Below are 16,710 nucleotides of genomic sequence, written 5' to 3'. Positions count from 1 at the left end.
TAAAAGCTAATAATCTTAAAATTAATTCCGTTGTAACTTTTTATAGGTCCATTCATGACAAAGGAGGGCGGAGTTTCCAGAAAATCCGGTGAAAACCGTGAGAAAAGAACTGATTTTTTTGGTTATATGAGTCTAATCCATTCAAAAAGATCCATTTCTCAAAGACAAAAGACTCCCCTTTCCTAAACCATTTGAGGAGGAAAAATGAATGTTTCAGAAAAAAACGTACGCTGTTTTCCTAATTCTTCTGCTGATGATGTTTACAGCTGCTTGTTCCGGCAGCAAAACAAGCGCGGAGAAGAAAGAATCAGAAACAGAAAAAAGCTCAGATATAGCTCAAGTCAAAATCAAGGATGTCTCTTATACGCTTCCGTCTAAATATGATAAGTCCACTTCAGATGACCAGCTTGTGTTAAAAGTCAATGTCGCGGTGAAAAACACAGGAAAAGACCCGCTGAATGTAGACAGTATGGATTTCACATTGTATCAAGGTGATACCAAAATGTCTGACACAGACCCTGAAGACTATAGCGAAAAGCTTCAGGGCAGCACGATTAACGCTGACAAATCCGTTGAAGGAAATCTTTTCTTCGTTGTAGATAAAGGCAAGCAATACGAGCTTAACTATACGCCGGAATCTTACGGTGATAAAAAGCCAAAATCAGTTACTTTTAAAATTGACGGAAAAGACAAAAAAATCCTGGCGACGGCAGATAAGCTCCAAGATTCTGCAAAAGCGTTATCAGCTTATGTTGATGTCCTTCTTTTCGGCAAAGATAACGCCGATTTCGAAAAAATCACCGGCGCTAACAAAAATGAAATTGTAAATGATTTTAATGAATCAGCCAAAGACGGTTATCTCTCAGCTTCCGGCCTTTCCAGCACATATGCGGACAGCAAAGCGCTTGATAATATCGTGAACGGCATTAAAGAGGGATTAAGCAAAAACTCTTCCATTCAAGCAAAAACGACTTCAATCTCTAAAGACGAAGCAATTGTTGAAGCCACAGTTAAACCTGTAGATGCATCTTCTCTTTCAGACCGCATCGAAGACAAAGTGAAAGACTACTACAGTAAAAACTCTAGTGCCAGCTATGAAGAGGCAGTGAAATACGCGCTTCAAGTCTATCCTGAGGAATTCAAAAAGCTTGGACCTGCTTCATCTGAAAAAACAGTTGAAGTGAAAATGAAGAAAAATGACATCGACCAATGGCAGCTTGATATGGATGATTACAGAGCAGCAGAATTAGTCGAAGCATTCATCAAAGAATAAAACACCAAAAGGAAATAGCCATGACGGCTATTTCCTTTTTTATTTGAAAATGTCGCTGATGAAATTCACTTCATCTTCGGTCAGTTCAATGTTCAAGGTTTTCAGGTTATCCTGTAATTGCTCAGGTCGTTTAGCTCCTGGAATAATGGCATCAATCGCCGGTCTCGTTAACAGCCACGCCAAGGCGACATGTGCCGTATCCGCTTGTTTTTCCTCCGCTACTGCTTTCAGCTTATCTACTTTTTTGAGATTGTGGATAAACGTTTCACCCTGAAATTGAGGTTTATCCTTTCTGAAATCATCAAAGACTGTGTCTTGCGTGAATTTTCCTGTCAGCAGTCCGGACGCAAGCGGAAAGTAAGGAATAAAGGAGATGCCTTGTTTTTCACAGTATGGAAGAAGCTCTTTCTCGGCATCACGCTGTATGAGAGAATATTCGGCCTGGAAGACCTCCAAATAGCCATCAGCATTAAAATCCTGCAATTGCTGATAATCGAGGTTCGAAGCGCCGATTGCTTTGATTTTCCCCTCATCCTTCAGCTCTTTCAAAGTGCCCGCCACTTCAGCGAGAGGTGTATTTCCATCCGGAAAGTGAACATAATACAAATCAATGTAATCTGTTTTCAGCCGCTTCAGGCTCTTCTCGACCTCGCTGCGAAGAAACTCCCGGCTATTGTCTAATTCAATGCTGCCGTCCACTTCTTTATGAGCTCCTTTGGTGGCGATGATGAGCTCATTCCGCACGCCGCGTTCCTGTACGACTTCGCCGATTAATTCTTCAGATCTCCCCAATCCATATATAAAGGCGGTATCGATAAAATTGACGCCGCCATCCAATGCCGTGCGCACTAAATCCTTCCCTGTTTCATCATTTAGATTTGGAAATAGATTATGCCCGCCGACCGCATTCGCGCCGAATCCGATCCGCTTCACCTTCAGCTTCGTTTTGCCGAGTGTACGTGTTTGATCCATTGTTCCTTCTCCTTTGAAACCAATTTTGATGAAAAATAGTGCAGGGTCACTTTTTGTATTAGATATCCTTTTTCTATTTTCCTTCTTTTTTCAGGATATACAAAAAGGAGAAAGTGTATTTCTCCTTTCGCAAGTTTATTTTGGAAGAACCCATTTGTCTTTCAGGAAGCAGGCTCTGGCTAGTAAAAAGAAGATGGCGATGAGCACGGCGATGGTTCCTGACGTAGACAAAATGGTAGCCGGGTCAACCATCCCGAATAAAAGCTGTTTAAATAACGCATGCAGGTTCAGAAACGGGATGAGAAAGTATGATAAGTCAAATTGGTTCGGTGCCTTGCTGAAGATGAAAAACATCGGGAACACAGGCAGAAAGACGACGAGAGACATATAACTTTGCGCTTCTTTTACCGAGCTGGACATGATGCTGATGAAAAGCTCCATCGCAGATATCAGCAATGCAGAGAGCACAATGATTAAGGCTGAAGCGCCGATTACACTCCACATATGATCTCCCAGCTGGAAGGCCGTTTTTAAATTTTCGGTAAATAACACGGTGGACAAAATCAAAAACACCAAAGCAAATACACCTGAAGCCACGCCAAAAGTGGAAACCGCAAGCCACTTGCCGACCAGCACTTTGTTTCTGCTGACTGGCGTTAATAGCAGCGCCTCGATTGACTTTCGGTCCTTTTCACCGGCCATGATATCAAGAGCGATCGGCATTGCGCCGGAAACAATGGAAGTCAGAATCAGCATGGGCAGAATGGCGGAAAGCATAATAGCGGAAGTCCCTTTCTCCTCATCCGCTTCCTTTTGCTGAATTGTAAACGGCTGGATCACCGATTGATCAATATGCTTATTTGTTAAACGTTGCTGCACAATTTCATTTTTGTACTGATCTAAGGCAGACTGCACAAGCTGCATGGCATTTGACGACCCTTGATCGATTGAATTGCCGTAAACATCAACCTTAAAAGGTGTCATGCTGTTGACATATGAGTCGAACTCTTTCGGGACGTTCAGATAGGCATCTGCTTTTCCTTCATCAACTGCCTCTTCAGGCTTTGCAAATGTTTTTACGCTGATTTCGTCAATCTCATTAAGCTTGCTTTCCAGTGCGGGCGGAAGCGAATGGCCGACAGCCAGCGTGTACTGCTCCCCTTTGTCGGACAGCATGCTTTCATAAAAAAAGACAAGTCCAAGCATCATAATCATCGGCACTAAGATTGTGAGTAATATCGTTTTTCTGTCGCGTAAAGCGTCGATCATTTCTTTTTTATAAATATGGCTCAGCATTTAAGAAATCCCCCTGACAAGCTTAGACATAAAGATGTAATTCAAATCCTCACTGCGCTCGCTCTCGTATAGTGATTCAAGCGCCCCTCGGTAAATCACCTCTCCGCTGTGAATCATGATGACACTGTCACAGAGCGCCTGCACTTCCTCCATAATGTGGCTGGAGAAAAGAATCGTTTTTTGTTCTCTTTTCAGCTGCTGTATAAATTCGCGGAAGATGTTGCTTGACGTAATATCAAGCCCAGTTGTCGGCTCATCAAATAAAATGATGTCCGGATCGTGAATCAGCGCTCTGGCAATGGCGACTTTCTGCCTCATGCCTTTCGAAAACCCGCCCACTCTCCGGTTCATATAATCGCGCATGCCGAACCGTTTCGATAAATCTTCTATTCTTGCTTTGATCTCGTGGCGGTTCAGCCCATACAGCCTGCCGAAGTATTGGAGATTTTCTTTAGCGGTCATCCTGTCGTAAAGCCCGGTTTCTCCTCCGAATAAGACACCGATTCTTTGTTTGACCTCAGCCGGCTGCTTGACCGTGTCAAAGCCGTCTACTGTGATTACACCCTGTGATGGTTCAAGCAAGGAAGCAATCATTCTCAGCATCGTCGTTTTGCCGGCACCGTTTTCTCCGAGAATGCCGACGACTTCTCCTTTTTCAATTGTTAAGCTTACATCTCGCACCGCTTTGACTACTTTTTTCTTATCCTGAAACCTGCGGCTGCAATCGGTCAGTGTAATCATGTCACAATCTCCCTTATCTTTATTTCTAGTAATGACTATATACGAAAAGCTGGATTAGTTGGATAAAGTTGTCGCGAAGAGTTCTTTTTATGTCGTGAAATGGGATAGAATAAAGATGATTCTATGTAACTAGGGGAATGATAATGGTAAAAGTCGGACTTGTAGATGATTATCGAGTAGATTTAGAGAAGTTAGAAGCGATCGTGTCCAGAATGCAGGACGTCGAAATTGTCTTTTCCACCGATTCAGCGAAGGAAGCCTACAGGCGGGTAAAGAACGGAGACATTGATCTGCTGCTTGCCGATATCGAGATGCCCCATATGTCTGGCTACGAGCTTGCTGATTTGATCAAATCCCATTCACTTGATGTGGATGTGATTTTTGTTACCGGCCACGGCGGTTATGCGGTTCACGCCTTTGACCTGAACGTCCATGATTATATTATGAAGCCGTACTATGCCGACCGTCTGGCCGCTTCCTTCGACCGGTACTTGAAAAAGAAAACGGAAACGAGTTTGAATGGGCGTATATTGATAAAGCAAAAGTCTGAAATGCACGTCCTGCAAAAGAAGGATATTATTTTCGCAGAACGGACGGGACGTTCGACGACGATTGTGACAACCGCCGAAGAGGTGCAAACGTATCAAACATTAAATGATATTAAAGGCGACCTGCCCGAAAAAGATTTTCTTCGTTCGCATCGTTCCTTTATTATCAACATTCATTACATAAAGCATTTTTCCGCTTATACCAAGCATTCATTCACAGTTTCCTTTGAGGGAACGTCTAAAAAAGCGATGATCACTAAGCAGCAGCTTGATTATTTTCAAAACTACTATTTTTGAGGAGTTTAGTACGTGATTACCCTTTTTCAATGTCTTTATCTGATTTTATTTAGTTTCATATGTTATCAGGGAGCTGCTGCTTTTTCACACAGCACAGCCGCCTCTTGGCTCGCCGCTGCTTTAGGCGCAGCTGCTGCAGGATTGTACATTTGGAATACGAAGCGGGTGTGGAAACACTGTTCCTCAGGGCTTTGTGCGTGGATTGCGGTGATTCAAGTGATGTCGGTGGGAGTGGTGTTGATTGGCACAGACATCATGCCGGTATTATGTGTAATCGCGATATTTGCAGGGTGTGAAGGGCTCCGTATCGGACAGTCTGCTTTGCAGGCAAGGCTTTCTGATCAAATTGATAAGCTGACTCAAGCTGAACAGCACGCCAATCAAATGCTGATTGATGTCAGAAGCCGGAATCATGACACAATGAAACATATCACTGCAATCAAATCAGCTCAGCCCAAGGCAGATACACAAGCATATATTCAAAACTGGGCGGATCAATACAGCCAATATGACCGTTTTTTGAAAGGAGAGAACGCGTACGTTGCAGGGGTGCTTTATGATTTTTTAGAAAAAGCCCGCGCCTCGAATGTGAGTGTTTCGCTGCATATGCATACACCGCTTTCTTCCCTTCCGTTTTCGCCTGCTGATCAGGTCAGCTTGGTCGGCAACATATTAGAAAATGCGCTCGACAGCGCGGCGGAGGCCCGAGAAAAAGCAGAGATTAAACTGGAGACTTCACTGCGCAGCGGGCTTTATGTACTGACTTGTGAAAACAGCACTCCCGGGATGGACCCAAAAGTGCTCGATACAATTTATCAATCGTTTGGCCGCTCAACGAAAAACGGCGCTCATGAAGGCATGGGCACATATATCATTCAAAAACTGGTGAAGGGCGCTTTTGGCAGGCTGGATTTTACCTACCGCCACCCCATCTTCCGGTTAGAAATCAAAATTCCGTTTCAGAAATAAAAAAACCTTGAAAAGCCTGGCTTTTCAAGGTTTTTTCCATTATGAGGATAACGCTTGTGCAAAACGATCTGCTTCATCTTGCAGCGTGCTTTCAATTTCTTTGTAACGGCTGGAAATCGTTGATGCGCTAACGCCGTATTTTTTCGCCAGTTTAGCCTGGGAAACGGACGCGCCGTTAAGAGAAATTGCGTTTACATAATATTCAACTGCCGCCGCAAAAGCTTCCGGCTTTCTGATGACAGGTGATTTTTTCTCGCAGAATGTTTTCCAGATGTCAATAACAGCTGGGATCAATTCAGTCGGATACTCTTCCCCGCTCATGCCTTCTTCAATAGCCGCAGCGGTTTCTTTCTCCAAGTCGTTTGCCCACTCAACAGTGCTTACTTCCGCTTTCTCTGCTTGTGGCTCTTCATCTTTCTCAGCTAACAACGCGAACAGAACGTTGTTGAATTCCTGCTTCATGAAGTCCTCCGGCGTTTTGCCGTCCTTCACAGCGGCATCCGCATATTTCTTCACCTTGCTGATCAGCGCTTCTGTTCTCTTCACCGGGAAGATCGTGAACTGCATGAAGAATTCTGCTTTTTCCGCTTCGTGGATTGGGTATCCAAGAATCAGGCTTCCCACTGGAGGAAGGTCTTGATTGCTGGCGTCCATTTCCACTTCGAATTGTTTTGCCGTAATGACATCTTCAAAGTGAATGATGCCTTCCTTCAGGTCCTTCAGCAGCAATAAAGCAGGCGTCATGCTCTGCCATGATTCTACGATCTCACGCGTTTTCGGACGAGTGATCGAATCGCCTTTTTTCTGAAGGTACTCTTCGAAGATTGTCTTCTCACCAGCAAGCGGGTGGAAGAAGATTCCCCAGATTCCTAAGTTAAATACGCTGATGTCTTTCGTCTGTCTGTCCATAGCAGAAAGAAAATCATGCTGGTTGATAAAGCCTGAAATGCTTTCTCTATGTACTGTGAAGGCATACTCCACTAAGTCTTCCTGAATTTGTTTCGCTTCTTTTGCCGCTAGTTCCGCCGGGAAGTCGACAACTTTACTTCCGCAGCATTTTTTATATTTCTTGCCGCTGCCGCATGGGCAAGGGGCATTTCGTTTCACTTTTCCCACAATAAACCCTCCGAATTCTGTTGTAACTTTTCTATTTTAACAAAAATAACTTCTGAGGGCTTGGTTTCGGGCTAAAAAAGAATTTGGTAATGTGATAAGCTGGCTGATTATGCCAATTTACCTATGACATTTTCACCAACTTTTGTGATTTAAGGCTTATCACCTATTCCCACTTTAGGCCCTTCTTTTTTACAATCATTAGGTGTTTATTTAACATTTTAAGGAGTGTTTCTATTGGAACTAGCTGGTTTCATGCTGCGCGCCTGCGCTCTTTTACTTGATGTAATCATTGCCGCAGCAGTGATTTTGGCAGCCGGATTTACGTTTGGCGATGGGTCCGCCGGTGTCATTATTGTCGCCATATTGATGCTGATTGTGTACCCTTTGCTGATGCCGCTGACAAATTGGAAGGGCACACTGGGCAAAAAAATCATCGGGCTGCAAATCGTGAGGGACGAAACATATAAAAAAATATCCTTCCCGCAAGCCATTGTCCGTTACCTGATAGCGTGGGTGCATGTGTTCTCCCGCCTGATCTATTTGACTGCCGCATTTACGAAGAAAAAACAAACCGTTCATGATATGGCTGCGAAAACCATTGTGCTGAAAGCAGAATAACCTTGAAGAATAGCATTCTTCAAGGTTTTGTTTTTCATTAATTCGTATTCTGGCCCCCGCCGTTCAGCCCTTCTTTAATCAGGCTGTTGACTTGGCTGCTGTACAGAAGGCCGATGTGTCCAACGCCATGGATTTGAACGTTTCTAGCACCATCTAATCTTGATAAGTAATTCATGACAATCATATCGGCACTGCTGTAAATGGATGTGTATAAAATCTTTTGATTTGGATCTGTTCCCGGAAGCGCCTTGCCTGTCGTCAAACGGTTCGCGCCGCCAAGCGTCACGACGTTTGCAACTTTATTTCCGCCGTCCAGATTTTTTATGTAGTAAAGTGTGTTCGCGCCCCCCATACTGTGAGCGACAATATCCACTTTTTTCGCACCCGTTTCATCTAAAACCTTTTGCACAAATCGTGATAATACCGGTCCATTGTTATAATTTGTGCCTGTCTTGTCCCAAAAATCAACTGCATACAGCTTGTCCCGCGACCAGCCCTGAGATACGAGATAGCTCTTAATTCCCGCAAAATTGAATGATGCCCCTCCAATACCGTGAACCATAACGACTGGATTGTGTTCAGCGGCTTTTGCTGACGGCTGCAACGCAAACAGCGATGTAACAGACAGCATCAAAATTGTTACAAGTGCAATGATCCTTCTTTTTACAAATTTCATAATATCCTCCTTTTTTGTAACAAATTCTCCAAATATATTACGTTACCAAATTAATTAAGTAAAGGGTAATTTTGGCTTATTTTTAAAGAAATTTTAAGATTCATAGGTCATTATTGGTCCTAAAAAGCCAAAAAAAGAAGGCTTATTCGCCTTCTTTTCTTCAATACTCATTGAAATAAGCTTGGATTTTTTGAGGATCATTTGTTTTGGTAAGCGCAAGCATCAGCAACATCCGTGCTTTTTGGGGGTTTAAAGAGTTCGATGCCAGCAAGTCCTTTTCCGCATAGTCTTGGTTTGGTGTGACGACACCATTTCCCGTGCGGGTAGAGCGCACCACTGTGACGCCTTTTTTGACTGCGCTGTCCGCCCCTTTTTCGGCTGCGTCAGATAAAGACCCGTTCCCAGAACCGGCAAATACAATCCCCTTTGCTCCGGCTTTTACAGCAGCGTCAAACAGGTAGCTTCCGTCATTTTGGTATCCATAGATAATGTCAACCTGAGGCAGCTCATCAAGATTAGAAACCGAGAAATCCGTGTCCTTCGTATGCTTACGGGTAATCTCATTATTAAAATAGATATCATCGGCAATTGTTCCGACAAAGCCCATTTCATCTGATTTAAATGTATCTGTTGTGGTTGTGTTTGTTTTGGTGACATATCGGGCTGAGGCAATCCGGTCGTTAAGAACAACAAGCGTCCCTTTCCCTTTTGCCTCAGGGGCACCTGCCACTTTCACTGCATTGTACAGGTTAGAAGGCCCATCAGCGCTGATGGCTGTGGAAGGTCTCATCGAACCGACAATAACAACCGGTTTATCACTTTTCACGGTGAGATTCAAAAAATAAGCGGTTTCCTCCAATGTATCTGTTCCATGAGTCACGACGATTCCGTCTACATCATCTGAAGCGAGCAAGTGGTTGATGCGTTTCGCCAGCTTCAGCAATATTTTATTATCAATATTTGTGCTGCCGACGTTAACAATCTGCTCGCCGCTGACGTTTGCAATGTCCTTCATTTCTGGAACTGCCTCGATCAGTGATTCAACGCCGACAACACCTGCTTTATATTCAGTTGTTGAGGTTTTCGATTGATCGGCACCAGCTATCGTGCCTCCTGTCGCTAAAATTCTAATGTTTGGCAGATCCTTTTTTTCAGAGGCAGAAGCCGAAGAGACTTTTTGTGTCTGCGTTTTTTCTTTCGGGGATTCTTTTGTTTCAGGAGAATGTGAACATCCGGTAAAAACAAACAATAGTGCGGTAAAAAGTACGAGCATTCGTTGTTTTTTCATCTATTTCTCTCCTTACATCCATATGATGATTAATCATTGTACATTTTATCTATTCAGTCAAAAGATCAGTCAGCTTTTCTCTCAGTATTTTTTGTTGTCATATCCTTCTTTTTTTGTCTTTTCATACAATGAATTTTTCTTGACAATTGATGATTGAATCAAGATAATAGACCAGTCACTATATTTTTGATTGCAATTCAGTAAGGTGGGAATGTTATGAGTTATGGAGATTCCCGTGAGAAAATCCTTTCGGCAGCTACCCGGCTTTTTCAGCTGCAAGGGTATTACGGCACGGGGCTGAACCAGATTATAAAGGAAAGCGGCGCGCCTAAAGGCTCTCTTTACTACCACTTTCCCGGGGGTAAAGAACAGCTTGCGATCGAAGCCGTGAATGAGATGAAGGAGTATATCCGTCAGAAAATCGCGGACTGCATGGAATCCTACACCGATCCAGCGGAAGGCATTCAAGCCTTTTTGAAGGAGCTCTCCTGCCAGTTTTCATGTACAGAAGACATTGAAGGCTTGCCTGTGGGCTTGCTAGCGGCTGAGACGTCATTGAAAAGCGAACCGTTGCGCGAAGCCTGTCATGAAGCCTACAAAGAATGGGCCTCTGTGTATGAGGAAAAACTGCGGCAGACTGGCTGCAGCGAGAGCCGTGCAAAAGAAGCCAGCACTGTGGTTAACGCGATGATTGAAGGCGGCATCCTTTTATCTTTGACGGCAAAAAACAGTACGCCGCTCCTTCATATCTCCAGCTGCATTCCTGACCTGCTGAAGAGATAAAAAAACGACATACTACATGCAGTTGATAGAGAGGGGAAATGATTTTGGAAACAACAGCTAAAGCATCTCAGCAATACAAAGTGATGCCGATTATGATTTCCTTGCTGTTGGCCGGTTTTATCGGCATGTTCAGTGAAACAGCGCTGAATATTGCGTTAACCGACCTTATGAAGGAATTGAACATTACAGCGGCAACCGTCCAATGGTTAACGACGGGCTACCTGCTTGTACTCGGTATCCTTGTTCCTGTTTCAGGACTGCTGTTGCAGTGGTTCACAACAAGACAGCTTTTTACCGTGTCACTTATCTTTTCAATTTTAGGTACATTCATTGCGGCGCTTGCGCCGAGCTTCTCGTTTTTATTAGCGGCAAGGATCGTTCAGGCACTTGGAACCGGTCTTTTACTGCCCCTAATGTTTAACACAATCTTGGTGATTTTCCCGCCTCATAAACGGGGTGCCGCAATGGGAACGATCGGGCTTGTCATTATGTTCGCGCCCGCCATCGGCCCAACTTTCTCAGGATTGGTTCTGGAGCATCTCAACTGGCACTGGATTTTCTGGATCTCTCTTCCGTTCCTTGTGCTGGCGCTTGTTTTCGGTATCGCATATATGCAGAATGTATCTGAAACGACAAAGCCGAAAATCGATGTATTGTCTATCATCCTGTCGACGATTGGCTTCGGCGGCATTGTGTTCGGATTCAGCAACGCGGGTGAAGGCTCCGGGGGATGGTCCAGCCCGACTGTTATCGTGTCGCTGATTGTCGGCGTTGTCGGCCTTATCCTATTTTCAATCCGCCAGCTGACAATGAAGCAGCCGATGATGAACCTCCGTGCGTTCAAATACCCAATGTTTATTTTGGGTGTGATCATGGTGTTCATTTGTATGATGGTCATTCTGTCATCTATGCTGCTTCTGCCGATGTATCTGCAAGGCGGCTTAGTCCTGACTGCATTTGCATCTGGTCTTGTTCTCTTGCCGGGCGGTATTTTAAATGGATTTATGTCCCCTGTTACAGGCCGCTTGTTCGATAAATACGGGCCGAAATGGCTTGTCATTCCGGGATTTGTGATTGTCACCGTTGTACTATGGTTCTTCTCAAATGTCACGACCACTTCAACAGCTGTGCTGATTATCATCCTGCACACCTGCTTGATGATCGGGATTTCTATGATCATGATGCCTGCACAGACAAACGGTTTAAACCAACTGCCGCGCGAATTTTATCCAGACGGCACCGCCATTATGAACACGCTGCAGCAAATGGCTGGCGCTATCGGAACAGCGGTTGCGGTCAGCATTATGGCTGCAGGCCAGCATGATTATATGAGTACAGTTAAAAACCCTGCCGATCCGGCAGTCATCCCGCAAGCTTTGACAGCGGGTGTACAGCACGCATTTGTGTTTGCAATGATTGTTGCCATTATCGGTTTAATTGGCGCTTTCTTTATGAAGCGCGTGAAGGTAGATCATTAATATGAAAAGCCCCTGACTAATGTTCAGGGGCTTTTTTTATGTTTACTTGTGGATCATTTTCGCCGCGATTTCATCAATCGCGCGCCGCATTTCCTCCTTCGTATTATAAAAATGGGGAGCGAGACGGATCACATTTTCCCGCGGCGCGCAAATCACTTTTTTCTTCTTCAGCAACGCCACCGTTTCCGATGCCCGCTCATCCCGGATCGCAACCATGCCCGGCTGACCCCCACCTTGTGCCGCCAGCTGCAGGCCTTTTTCAGCGGCATATTGAACTGCATCGGCACAGATCGTTTTCACATGATCCCTGATATGAGAAACCCCAATATGATTCAGCAGCGATAAAGCTGCTGCAGCTGCGTATACGCTGATAAAAGCTGGGGTGCCCGTTTGAAAACGACGCGCGCCTTTCGCATAAGCCCCATCAAATCCGTTCTCTCTGCCGAACCAAGCTGATGCTTTCGGTTTCAGTGCGTCAGCCAGCTCCTTTCTCACATAAAGAAACGCCACACCCGGTATGCCGAGCAAATACTTCCGGGTGCCTGCTGCCAGCATATCTACGCCCCATTCCTTCACATCAATGGGAATATGCCCGGCTGATTGATAAGCATCTACAAACAATAAAGAGCCCTTTCTCTGAGAAATCTCGGCAATCGCTTTTATATCCTGAACATAGCCGTCACGATAATGAACGTGAGGAACACACGTCAGTACTGTTTCATCCGAAATATGCGTTTCATATTGTTCAAGCGGCAGCACGCCGTCTATTGATGGAATGACGGATACGGTATAATCGGAGTGTGCCTGCCAAACATGAGGCACCGCCGGAAAATCCATATCTGTATATACAACGTGCTTCTTTCCAAATGCAGTTAAGGACGATGCTACAGAAACCAGCGCATCAGAAACTGACGGCACAATCGCCACTTCATCCGGTTCAGCCCCGATCAGCTTTGCAAACTCGTTTCTCGCAAACTCTGTTTTTTCGATCGCTTCTTTCCAGTTCGTCCCCATATACAACAGGCTATCATGATAATCCTGGATCGCCCTTGATACAGGCTCTGCCAAAGCGCTCTGAGAACAGCTGGCAAGCATCGTATGCGTCTGCAAGGTTGGGAATAAATGACGATACTGCTGCGGTAAATGCTCCATTATGATTCACTCCTTTACATTATTTTGATGAAAAACCCATAAATAAACAATAGAATAAAAGAAAAAGGAGATGAGAAGATGAGAAAAAAAGTGCTGATCACTGGCTTTGACCCTTTTGACAAAGAAACCGTCAATCCATCATGGGAAGCGGCGAAACGGCTTAATGGCTTCGAGACGGAAGAAGCCATTATTACAGCGGAACAAATTCCAACCGTCTTTAGATCCGCTCTGGGCACTCTGCGCCAAGCCATTCAAACACATCAGCCAGATATCGTGATTTGTGTCGGCCAAGCAGGAGGACGGATGCAGATTACACCGGAACGGGTGGCGATCAACCTTGCAGATGCGCGAATCCCCGATAACGAAGGACATCAGCCGATTGATGAAGAGATTTCTCCAGATGGGCCCGCCGCTTACTGGACAAGGCTTCCCGTGAAACGAATGACTGCTAAGATGAAGGAACACGGCATTCCAGCTGCGGTTTCCTACACAGCGGGGACCTTTGTATGCAACTATTTGTTCTACGGGTTAATGGATCACATTAGCCGGACATCCCCGCACATTCGCGGCGGTTTTATTCATATTCCTTACATTCCGCAGCAAACAATCGACAAAACAGCGCCGAGCCTCAGCCTGGACACGATTGTCCGGGCATTGAGAATCGCCGCTGTTACGGCCGCACAATATGATGAGGATGTGAAGTCACCGGGCGGTACGCTGCACTAAGCGGCCGCCGCTGTTTCTTCCCTCAGCCTCTTTTTGTAGACAAACGCCGATAGGGTGACACTCACTTCAAACAGGACAAGAAGCGGGATCATCACGAGAAAATCAGAAATAAAATCAGGCGGTGTAATCAATATAGATACGACAATCAGCAGAAAATAGGACAGCTTTCTCGCTTTGGCCAGTCTGTAAGGATTTAAGATGCCCAGCCTTGTTAAAAACATCACCACCAAGGGCATCTCAAACAAGAAGCCGAACGGCAGGCTCAAATTCACCATAAACCGAAAGTAGCGGTCAGCCGTAAACATCGTTTCAAAGTGGCCGGAGGATAAATGAGTCAAAAAGCTGAGCACGATCGGAAACAAGACAAAGTATCCGAAGGAGATGCCCGCCAAAAACAACGCAAATAAACCTGGTATGTACATGAGCGTCACCTTGCGCTCCGTTTTCGTCAGCGCCGGTGCAACGAAACGCCACAGCTGGTACGCGGCAACAGGGATAGAAGCCGCAATGGCACAAATGCCGGAAAGCATCATATACACCCAGAGGATTTCACTCGGCCCAAGCACAGCCAGCTTTCCATCCAAATCCCTGATCAGCCAGTCATAAATGTCCTGTACGAACAAAAAAGCCGTGATGAGAAATAGAAAAAATGCCGCAAGGGTGACGATAATCCTGCGGCGAAGCTCTTCTAAATGCCCGATCAGATGGGTTTCTTTTTTATCCATTCAAAAAAGCCCTCCCTTTCATAAAAAAAGAGGCAGACCCGGTGTCTGCCTCATCAGCATTCAGCCCGCGTTTTTGTCCTGCTTTACCGCTGTCAGCTCAGCTGATTTCTCTTCTTTTTCATCACCAGACACAAGTGATTTTGTGGCGCTTTTAAATTCCAGCAGTGTCCGTCCGGCGGCACGCCCGATTTCCGGCAGCTTGGAAGGGCCAAAAATAATGAGGGCGATGACGAAGATGAGAATCAAGCCCGGTATTCCAATGTTTGAAAACATAATTTCCACTCCTTAATTCGTGATTTTTGCACGCTTCTTAATCATTTGTTTTTCGTGGGCTTTGTTGTGCGAAAAGAAACGATCCTCTTCGACCTCATCGGATTGCTTCACCCCGCCTTGGATTGTTGTGGATGATACCTTTCTCAACCCGGTTTGGTCTTTCTGGTAAACGAATGAAGCCCGCGTGGAAATGGCTGCGCCCGGCTCGGTCACAAATGGCATCACCCGATAATCGGCTTTCCACTGGTGAGGCGTCACTGTACAGCGGACATATCCGCGATAGTCGTTAAAGAACTTGATGTGCGGATTTTCTTTTAAAATTTGGTCCGTATCCGCTCGCTTATCCGCTCCGTTCCCTCCGGAAGTGATCGAGGTTCCAACAAATTCGGCTCCGAATATTTTTGAACTTGTCTTCTCGAAATCGACATGCAAATTCGATGCCCAGCTTGCGTGTACATCACCTGTCAGTACGACAACATTATTCAGATTTTTGCTTTTAATGAAATTGATAACCCGTTCGCGCTGAGCCGGGTAGCCGTCCCACGAATCCATGCTGTAGATCGGGCTTGCGCTTGTCCCGAAATTCCACTTGGCAAAGAAAATCTGCTGCGCCAGCACATTCCAGTGGGCTGTCGAGCTGCCCAAATTGTTGAAGAGCCACTGCTCCTGTTCTTTTCCAAGCAGAGTCCGATTCGGATTGCGCGATTCATCAGAAGGCGGCTTATTGCCGTCGTTATTGGCTTGGTCGTCCCTGTACTGGCGGGTATCAAGCACATTGAAGGACGCCAGGTTTCCGTACGTAAAGTGCCGGTACAGCTGCATATCTGGGCCATTCGGCAAAGAGGAAATGCGGAGCGGCATATGTTCATAGTATGCCTGGTATGCTGCCGCGCGGCGGAGCACGAATGCTTCAACCGACTGTCCTTTTTCAGGTATTTTATTGGCATAGTTGTTTTCAACTTCATGGTCATCCCAAGTTACAACCCAAGGGAATGCCGCATGTGCAGCTTTAAGATTGGCGTCAGAACGGTATTGAGCGTGACGGTTCCGATAGTCTTGCAGCGTAATGATTTCCGCGCTGTTGTGCGTGCGGACATTGCCTGTTTTTGATACATATTCATTTGGGCCGTATTCATATATGTAATCACCGAGATGGAAGACAAGATCAAGCTTTTCCTTTGCCATATGCTTGTAGGCCGTATAATATCCGTGCTCATATTGCTGGCAGGAAGCAAATGCAAAGGTCATTTGCGGCACATTGGCGCCAGGGGCAGGCAGTGTTTTTGTTTTTCCGACAGGGCTTAGTTCATGGCCGGTTTTGAAACGGTAATAGTACACTTTGTTTGGCTCAAGCCCGTCCGCTTCCACATGAACGGAATGGGCAAGACTTGGTTTAGCCATTTCAGTGCCTTTTCTTACGATTTTGCGGAAATGCTCATCCTTTGCGACCTCCCATTTGACAGGCACTGCTTGCTTCGGCATTCCCCCGCCATTCAGCGGATCTGGTGCCAGACGTGTCCAAAGCACGACACTGTCAGAAAGCGGATCACCTGACGCTACCCCTAATGTAAACGGATAGCTTGAGAATTTAGGCGCAGCATTTACTTCAAAGGCCCCAACCGACTGGGCAATCGTTAATCCAAGAGAAAGTCCTGCAATCTTCCCCGCTCCTTGAATAAATTTGCGGCGGTCAAACGTATTGTTTTGAAAGCTTTCCTCTTTCAGTTTCTGTACCCATTCATCAAAACGACTGTCGTATGCCATTCAAGATCCCCTCTC

18 protein-coding genes are annotated in these 16,710 nt (G+C 45.5%); 8 read left to right on the top strand and 10 right to left on the bottom strand.

The genetic code is table 11. From position 1 onward, the window contains the following. Window positions 1-54: 54 nt before the first annotated feature. On the top strand, window positions 55-186 hold the full coding sequence (locus tag MHB62_RS01650) for a hypothetical protein (protein ID WP_120363245.1): 132 nt from the start codon (window positions 55-57) through the stop codon (window positions 184-186). 22 nt (window positions 187-208) lie between these two features. Continuing rightward, entirely contained in the window at window positions 209-1,273 is a 1,065-nt protein-coding gene (locus MHB62_RS01645) for a DUF4352 domain-containing protein (protein WP_003234750.1), read from the top strand. A gap of 39 nt (window positions 1,274-1,312) precedes the next feature. On the opposite strand, the gene MHB62_RS01640 is transcribed toward MHB62_RS01645, so the two are convergent. From MHB62_RS01640 to natA, 3 genes are all read right to left on the bottom strand, one after another. Further along, the gene (locus MHB62_RS01640) at window positions 1,313-2,245 is read right to left on the bottom strand and encodes an aldo/keto reductase (RefSeq protein ID WP_032722883.1); all 933 of its coding nucleotides are present in this window, start codon (window positions 2,243-2,245) and stop codon (window positions 1,313-1,315) included. A gap of 135 nt (window positions 2,246-2,380) precedes the next feature. Beyond that, window positions 2,381-3,541, bottom strand: coding sequence for a sodium ABC transporter permease NatB (natB, locus tag MHB62_RS01635; RefSeq protein ID WP_003246346.1), 1,161 nt, complete (start codon window positions 3,539-3,541; stop codon window positions 2,381-2,383). Further along, window positions 3,542-4,282 (bottom strand): sodium ABC transporter ATP-binding protein NatA, encoded by a 741-nt coding sequence (gene natA / locus MHB62_RS01630; RefSeq protein ID WP_003234757.1) that lies wholly within the window; start codon window positions 4,280-4,282, stop codon window positions 3,542-3,544. It abuts the gene before it with no gap. 143 nt (window positions 4,283-4,425) lie between these two features. Between natA and natR the strand changes: the two genes are divergently transcribed. Continuing rightward, a complete protein-coding gene (natR, locus tag MHB62_RS01625) occupies window positions 4,426-5,127 on the top strand; it encodes a two-component system response regulator NatR (RefSeq protein ID WP_003234759.1) in 702 nt (233 codons plus the stop codon). 12 nt (window positions 5,128-5,139) lie between these two features. Continuing rightward, entirely contained in the window at window positions 5,140-6,096 is a 957-nt protein-coding gene (natK, locus tag MHB62_RS01620; RefSeq protein ID WP_003246454.1) for a two-component system sensor histidine kinase NatK, read from the top strand. 39 nt (window positions 6,097-6,135) lie between these two features. On the opposite strand, the gene MHB62_RS01615 is transcribed toward natK, so the two are convergent. Then, window positions 6,136-7,212 carry a helix-turn-helix domain-containing protein gene (locus MHB62_RS01615; protein WP_003246276.1) on the bottom strand — a complete coding sequence of 359 codons (1,077 nt, stop codon included), beginning with the start codon at window positions 7,210-7,212 and terminating at the stop codon, window positions 6,136-6,138. Between the two features lie 234 nt (window positions 7,213-7,446). On the opposite strand from MHB62_RS01615, the gene MHB62_RS01610 reads away from it, so the two are divergent. Beyond that, window positions 7,447-7,830, top strand: coding sequence for an RDD family protein (locus tag MHB62_RS01610; RefSeq protein ID WP_009966469.1), 384 nt, complete (start codon window positions 7,447-7,449; stop codon window positions 7,828-7,830). Window positions 7,831-7,867: 37 nt separating this feature from the next. On the opposite strand, the gene lipA is transcribed toward MHB62_RS01610, so the two are convergent. Together lipA and ansZ are read right to left on the bottom strand one after the other, a co-directional pair. Next, window positions 7,868-8,506 (bottom strand): lipase LipA, encoded by a 639-nt coding sequence (lipA, locus tag MHB62_RS01605; RefSeq protein ID WP_003246250.1) that lies wholly within the window; start codon window positions 8,504-8,506, stop codon window positions 7,868-7,870. A gap of 160 nt (window positions 8,507-8,666) precedes the next feature. Further along, on the bottom strand, window positions 8,667-9,794 hold the full coding sequence (gene ansZ / locus MHB62_RS01600; protein ID WP_015252898.1) for an asparaginase AnsZ: 1,128 nt from the start codon (window positions 9,792-9,794) through the stop codon (window positions 8,667-8,669). Between the two features lie 216 nt (window positions 9,795-10,010). Between ansZ and lmrA the strand changes: the two genes are divergently transcribed. Continuing rightward, window positions 10,011-10,577: a transcriptional regulator LmrA gene (gene lmrA / locus MHB62_RS01595; RefSeq protein ID WP_014478725.1), complete on the top strand. Its 567-nt coding sequence runs from the start codon at window positions 10,011-10,013 to the stop codon at window positions 10,575-10,577. A 38-nt stretch (window positions 10,578-10,615) separates the two neighbouring features. Continuing rightward, a complete protein-coding gene (gene lmr(B), locus MHB62_RS01590) occupies window positions 10,616-12,055 on the top strand; it encodes a lincomycin efflux MFS transporter Lmr(B) (RefSeq protein ID WP_010886396.1) in 1,440 nt (479 codons plus the stop codon). Window positions 12,056-12,097: 42 nt separating this feature from the next. Here lmr(B) and MHB62_RS01585 read toward each other — a convergent pair whose 3' ends face one another. Then, window positions 12,098-13,207, bottom strand: a complete 1,110-nt coding sequence (locus MHB62_RS01585; RefSeq protein WP_032722882.1) for an aminotransferase class V-fold PLP-dependent enzyme — start codon at window positions 13,205-13,207, stop codon at window positions 12,098-12,100. A 78-nt stretch (window positions 13,208-13,285) separates the two neighbouring features. On the opposite strand from MHB62_RS01585, the gene pcp reads away from it, so the two are divergent. Further along, window positions 13,286-13,933, top strand: coding sequence for a pyroglutamyl-peptidase I (gene pcp, locus MHB62_RS01580; protein WP_015252900.1), 648 nt, complete (start codon window positions 13,286-13,288; stop codon window positions 13,931-13,933). Here pcp and tatC read toward each other — a convergent pair. The 3 genes from tatC to phoD are packed head-to-tail and all read right to left on the bottom strand — an operon-like array spanning window position 13,930 to window position 16,695. After that, window positions 13,930-14,658 carry a twin-arginine translocase subunit TatC gene (tatC, locus tag MHB62_RS01575; RefSeq protein WP_014475692.1) on the bottom strand — a complete coding sequence of 243 codons (729 nt, stop codon included), beginning with the start codon at window positions 14,656-14,658 and terminating at the stop codon, window positions 13,930-13,932. The genes pcp and tatC overlap by 4 nt on opposite strands. A 60-nt stretch (window positions 14,659-14,718) precedes the next feature. Continuing rightward, window positions 14,719-14,931 (bottom strand): sec-independent protein translocase protein TatAD, encoded by a 213-nt coding sequence (gene tatAD, locus MHB62_RS01570; protein WP_003223835.1) that lies wholly within the window; start codon window positions 14,929-14,931, stop codon window positions 14,719-14,721. 12 nt (window positions 14,932-14,943) lie between these two features. Then, window positions 14,944-16,695 carry an alkaline phosphatase PhoD gene (gene phoD / locus MHB62_RS01565; protein ID WP_032722881.1) on the bottom strand — a complete coding sequence of 584 codons (1,752 nt, stop codon included), beginning with the start codon at window positions 16,693-16,695 and terminating at the stop codon, window positions 14,944-14,946. Between the last annotated feature and the right edge of the window lie 15 nt (window positions 16,696-16,710).

Source organism: Bacillus sp. FSL K6-0255 (assembly GCF_045040725.1).
Taxonomy (GTDB): Bacteria; Bacillota; Bacilli; order Bacillales; family Bacillaceae; genus Bacillus; species Bacillus subtilis.
This window is presented reverse-complemented; position numbering and strand designations above follow the sequence as displayed.

Bases quoted from the DNA above. Each gene is read 5' to 3' on its own strand.
- natR (WP_003234759.1), top strand. From the start codon at position 4,426: ATGGTAAAAGTCGGACTTGTAGATGATTATCGAGTAGATTTAGAGAAG.
- MHB62_RS01640 (WP_032722883.1), bottom strand. From the start codon at position 2,245: ATGGATCAAACACGTACACTCGGCAAAACGAAGCTGAAGGTGAAGCGG.
- tatC (WP_014475692.1), bottom strand. From the start codon at position 14,658: ATGGATAAAAAAGAAACCCATCTGATCGGGCATTTAGAAGAGCTTCGC.
- phoD (WP_032722881.1), bottom strand. From the start codon at position 16,695: ATGGCATACGACAGTCGTTTTGATGAATGGGTACAGAAACTGAAAGAG.
- lipA (WP_003246250.1), bottom strand. From the start codon at position 8,506: ATGAAATTTGTAAAAAGAAGGATCATTGCACTTGTAACAATTTTGATG.
- MHB62_RS01585 (WP_032722882.1), bottom strand. From the start codon at position 13,207: ATGGAGCATTTACCGCAGCAGTATCGTCATTTATTCCCAACCTTGCAG.
- tatAD (WP_003223835.1), bottom strand. From the start codon at position 14,931: ATGTTTTCAAACATTGGAATACCGGGCTTGATTCTCATCTTCGTCATC.
- MHB62_RS01645 (WP_003234750.1), top strand. From the start codon at position 209: ATGTTTCAGAAAAAAACGTACGCTGTTTTCCTAATTCTTCTGCTGATG.
- natB (WP_003246346.1), bottom strand. From the start codon at position 3,541: ATGCTGAGCCATATTTATAAAAAAGAAATGATCGACGCTTTACGCGAC.
- lmrA (WP_014478725.1), top strand. From the start codon at position 10,011: ATGAGTTATGGAGATTCCCGTGAGAAAATCCTTTCGGCAGCTACCCGG.
- pcp (WP_015252900.1), top strand. From the start codon at position 13,286: ATGAGAAAAAAAGTGCTGATCACTGGCTTTGACCCTTTTGACAAAGAA.
- ansZ (WP_015252898.1), bottom strand. From the start codon at position 9,794: ATGAAAAAACAACGAATGCTCGTACTTTTTACCGCACTATTGTTTGTT.
- MHB62_RS01650 (WP_120363245.1), top strand. From the start codon at position 55: ATGACAAAGGAGGGCGGAGTTTCCAGAAAATCCGGTGAAAACCGTGAG.
- natA (WP_003234757.1), bottom strand. From the start codon at position 4,282: ATGATTACACTGACCGATTGCAGCCGCAGGTTTCAGGATAAGAAAAAA.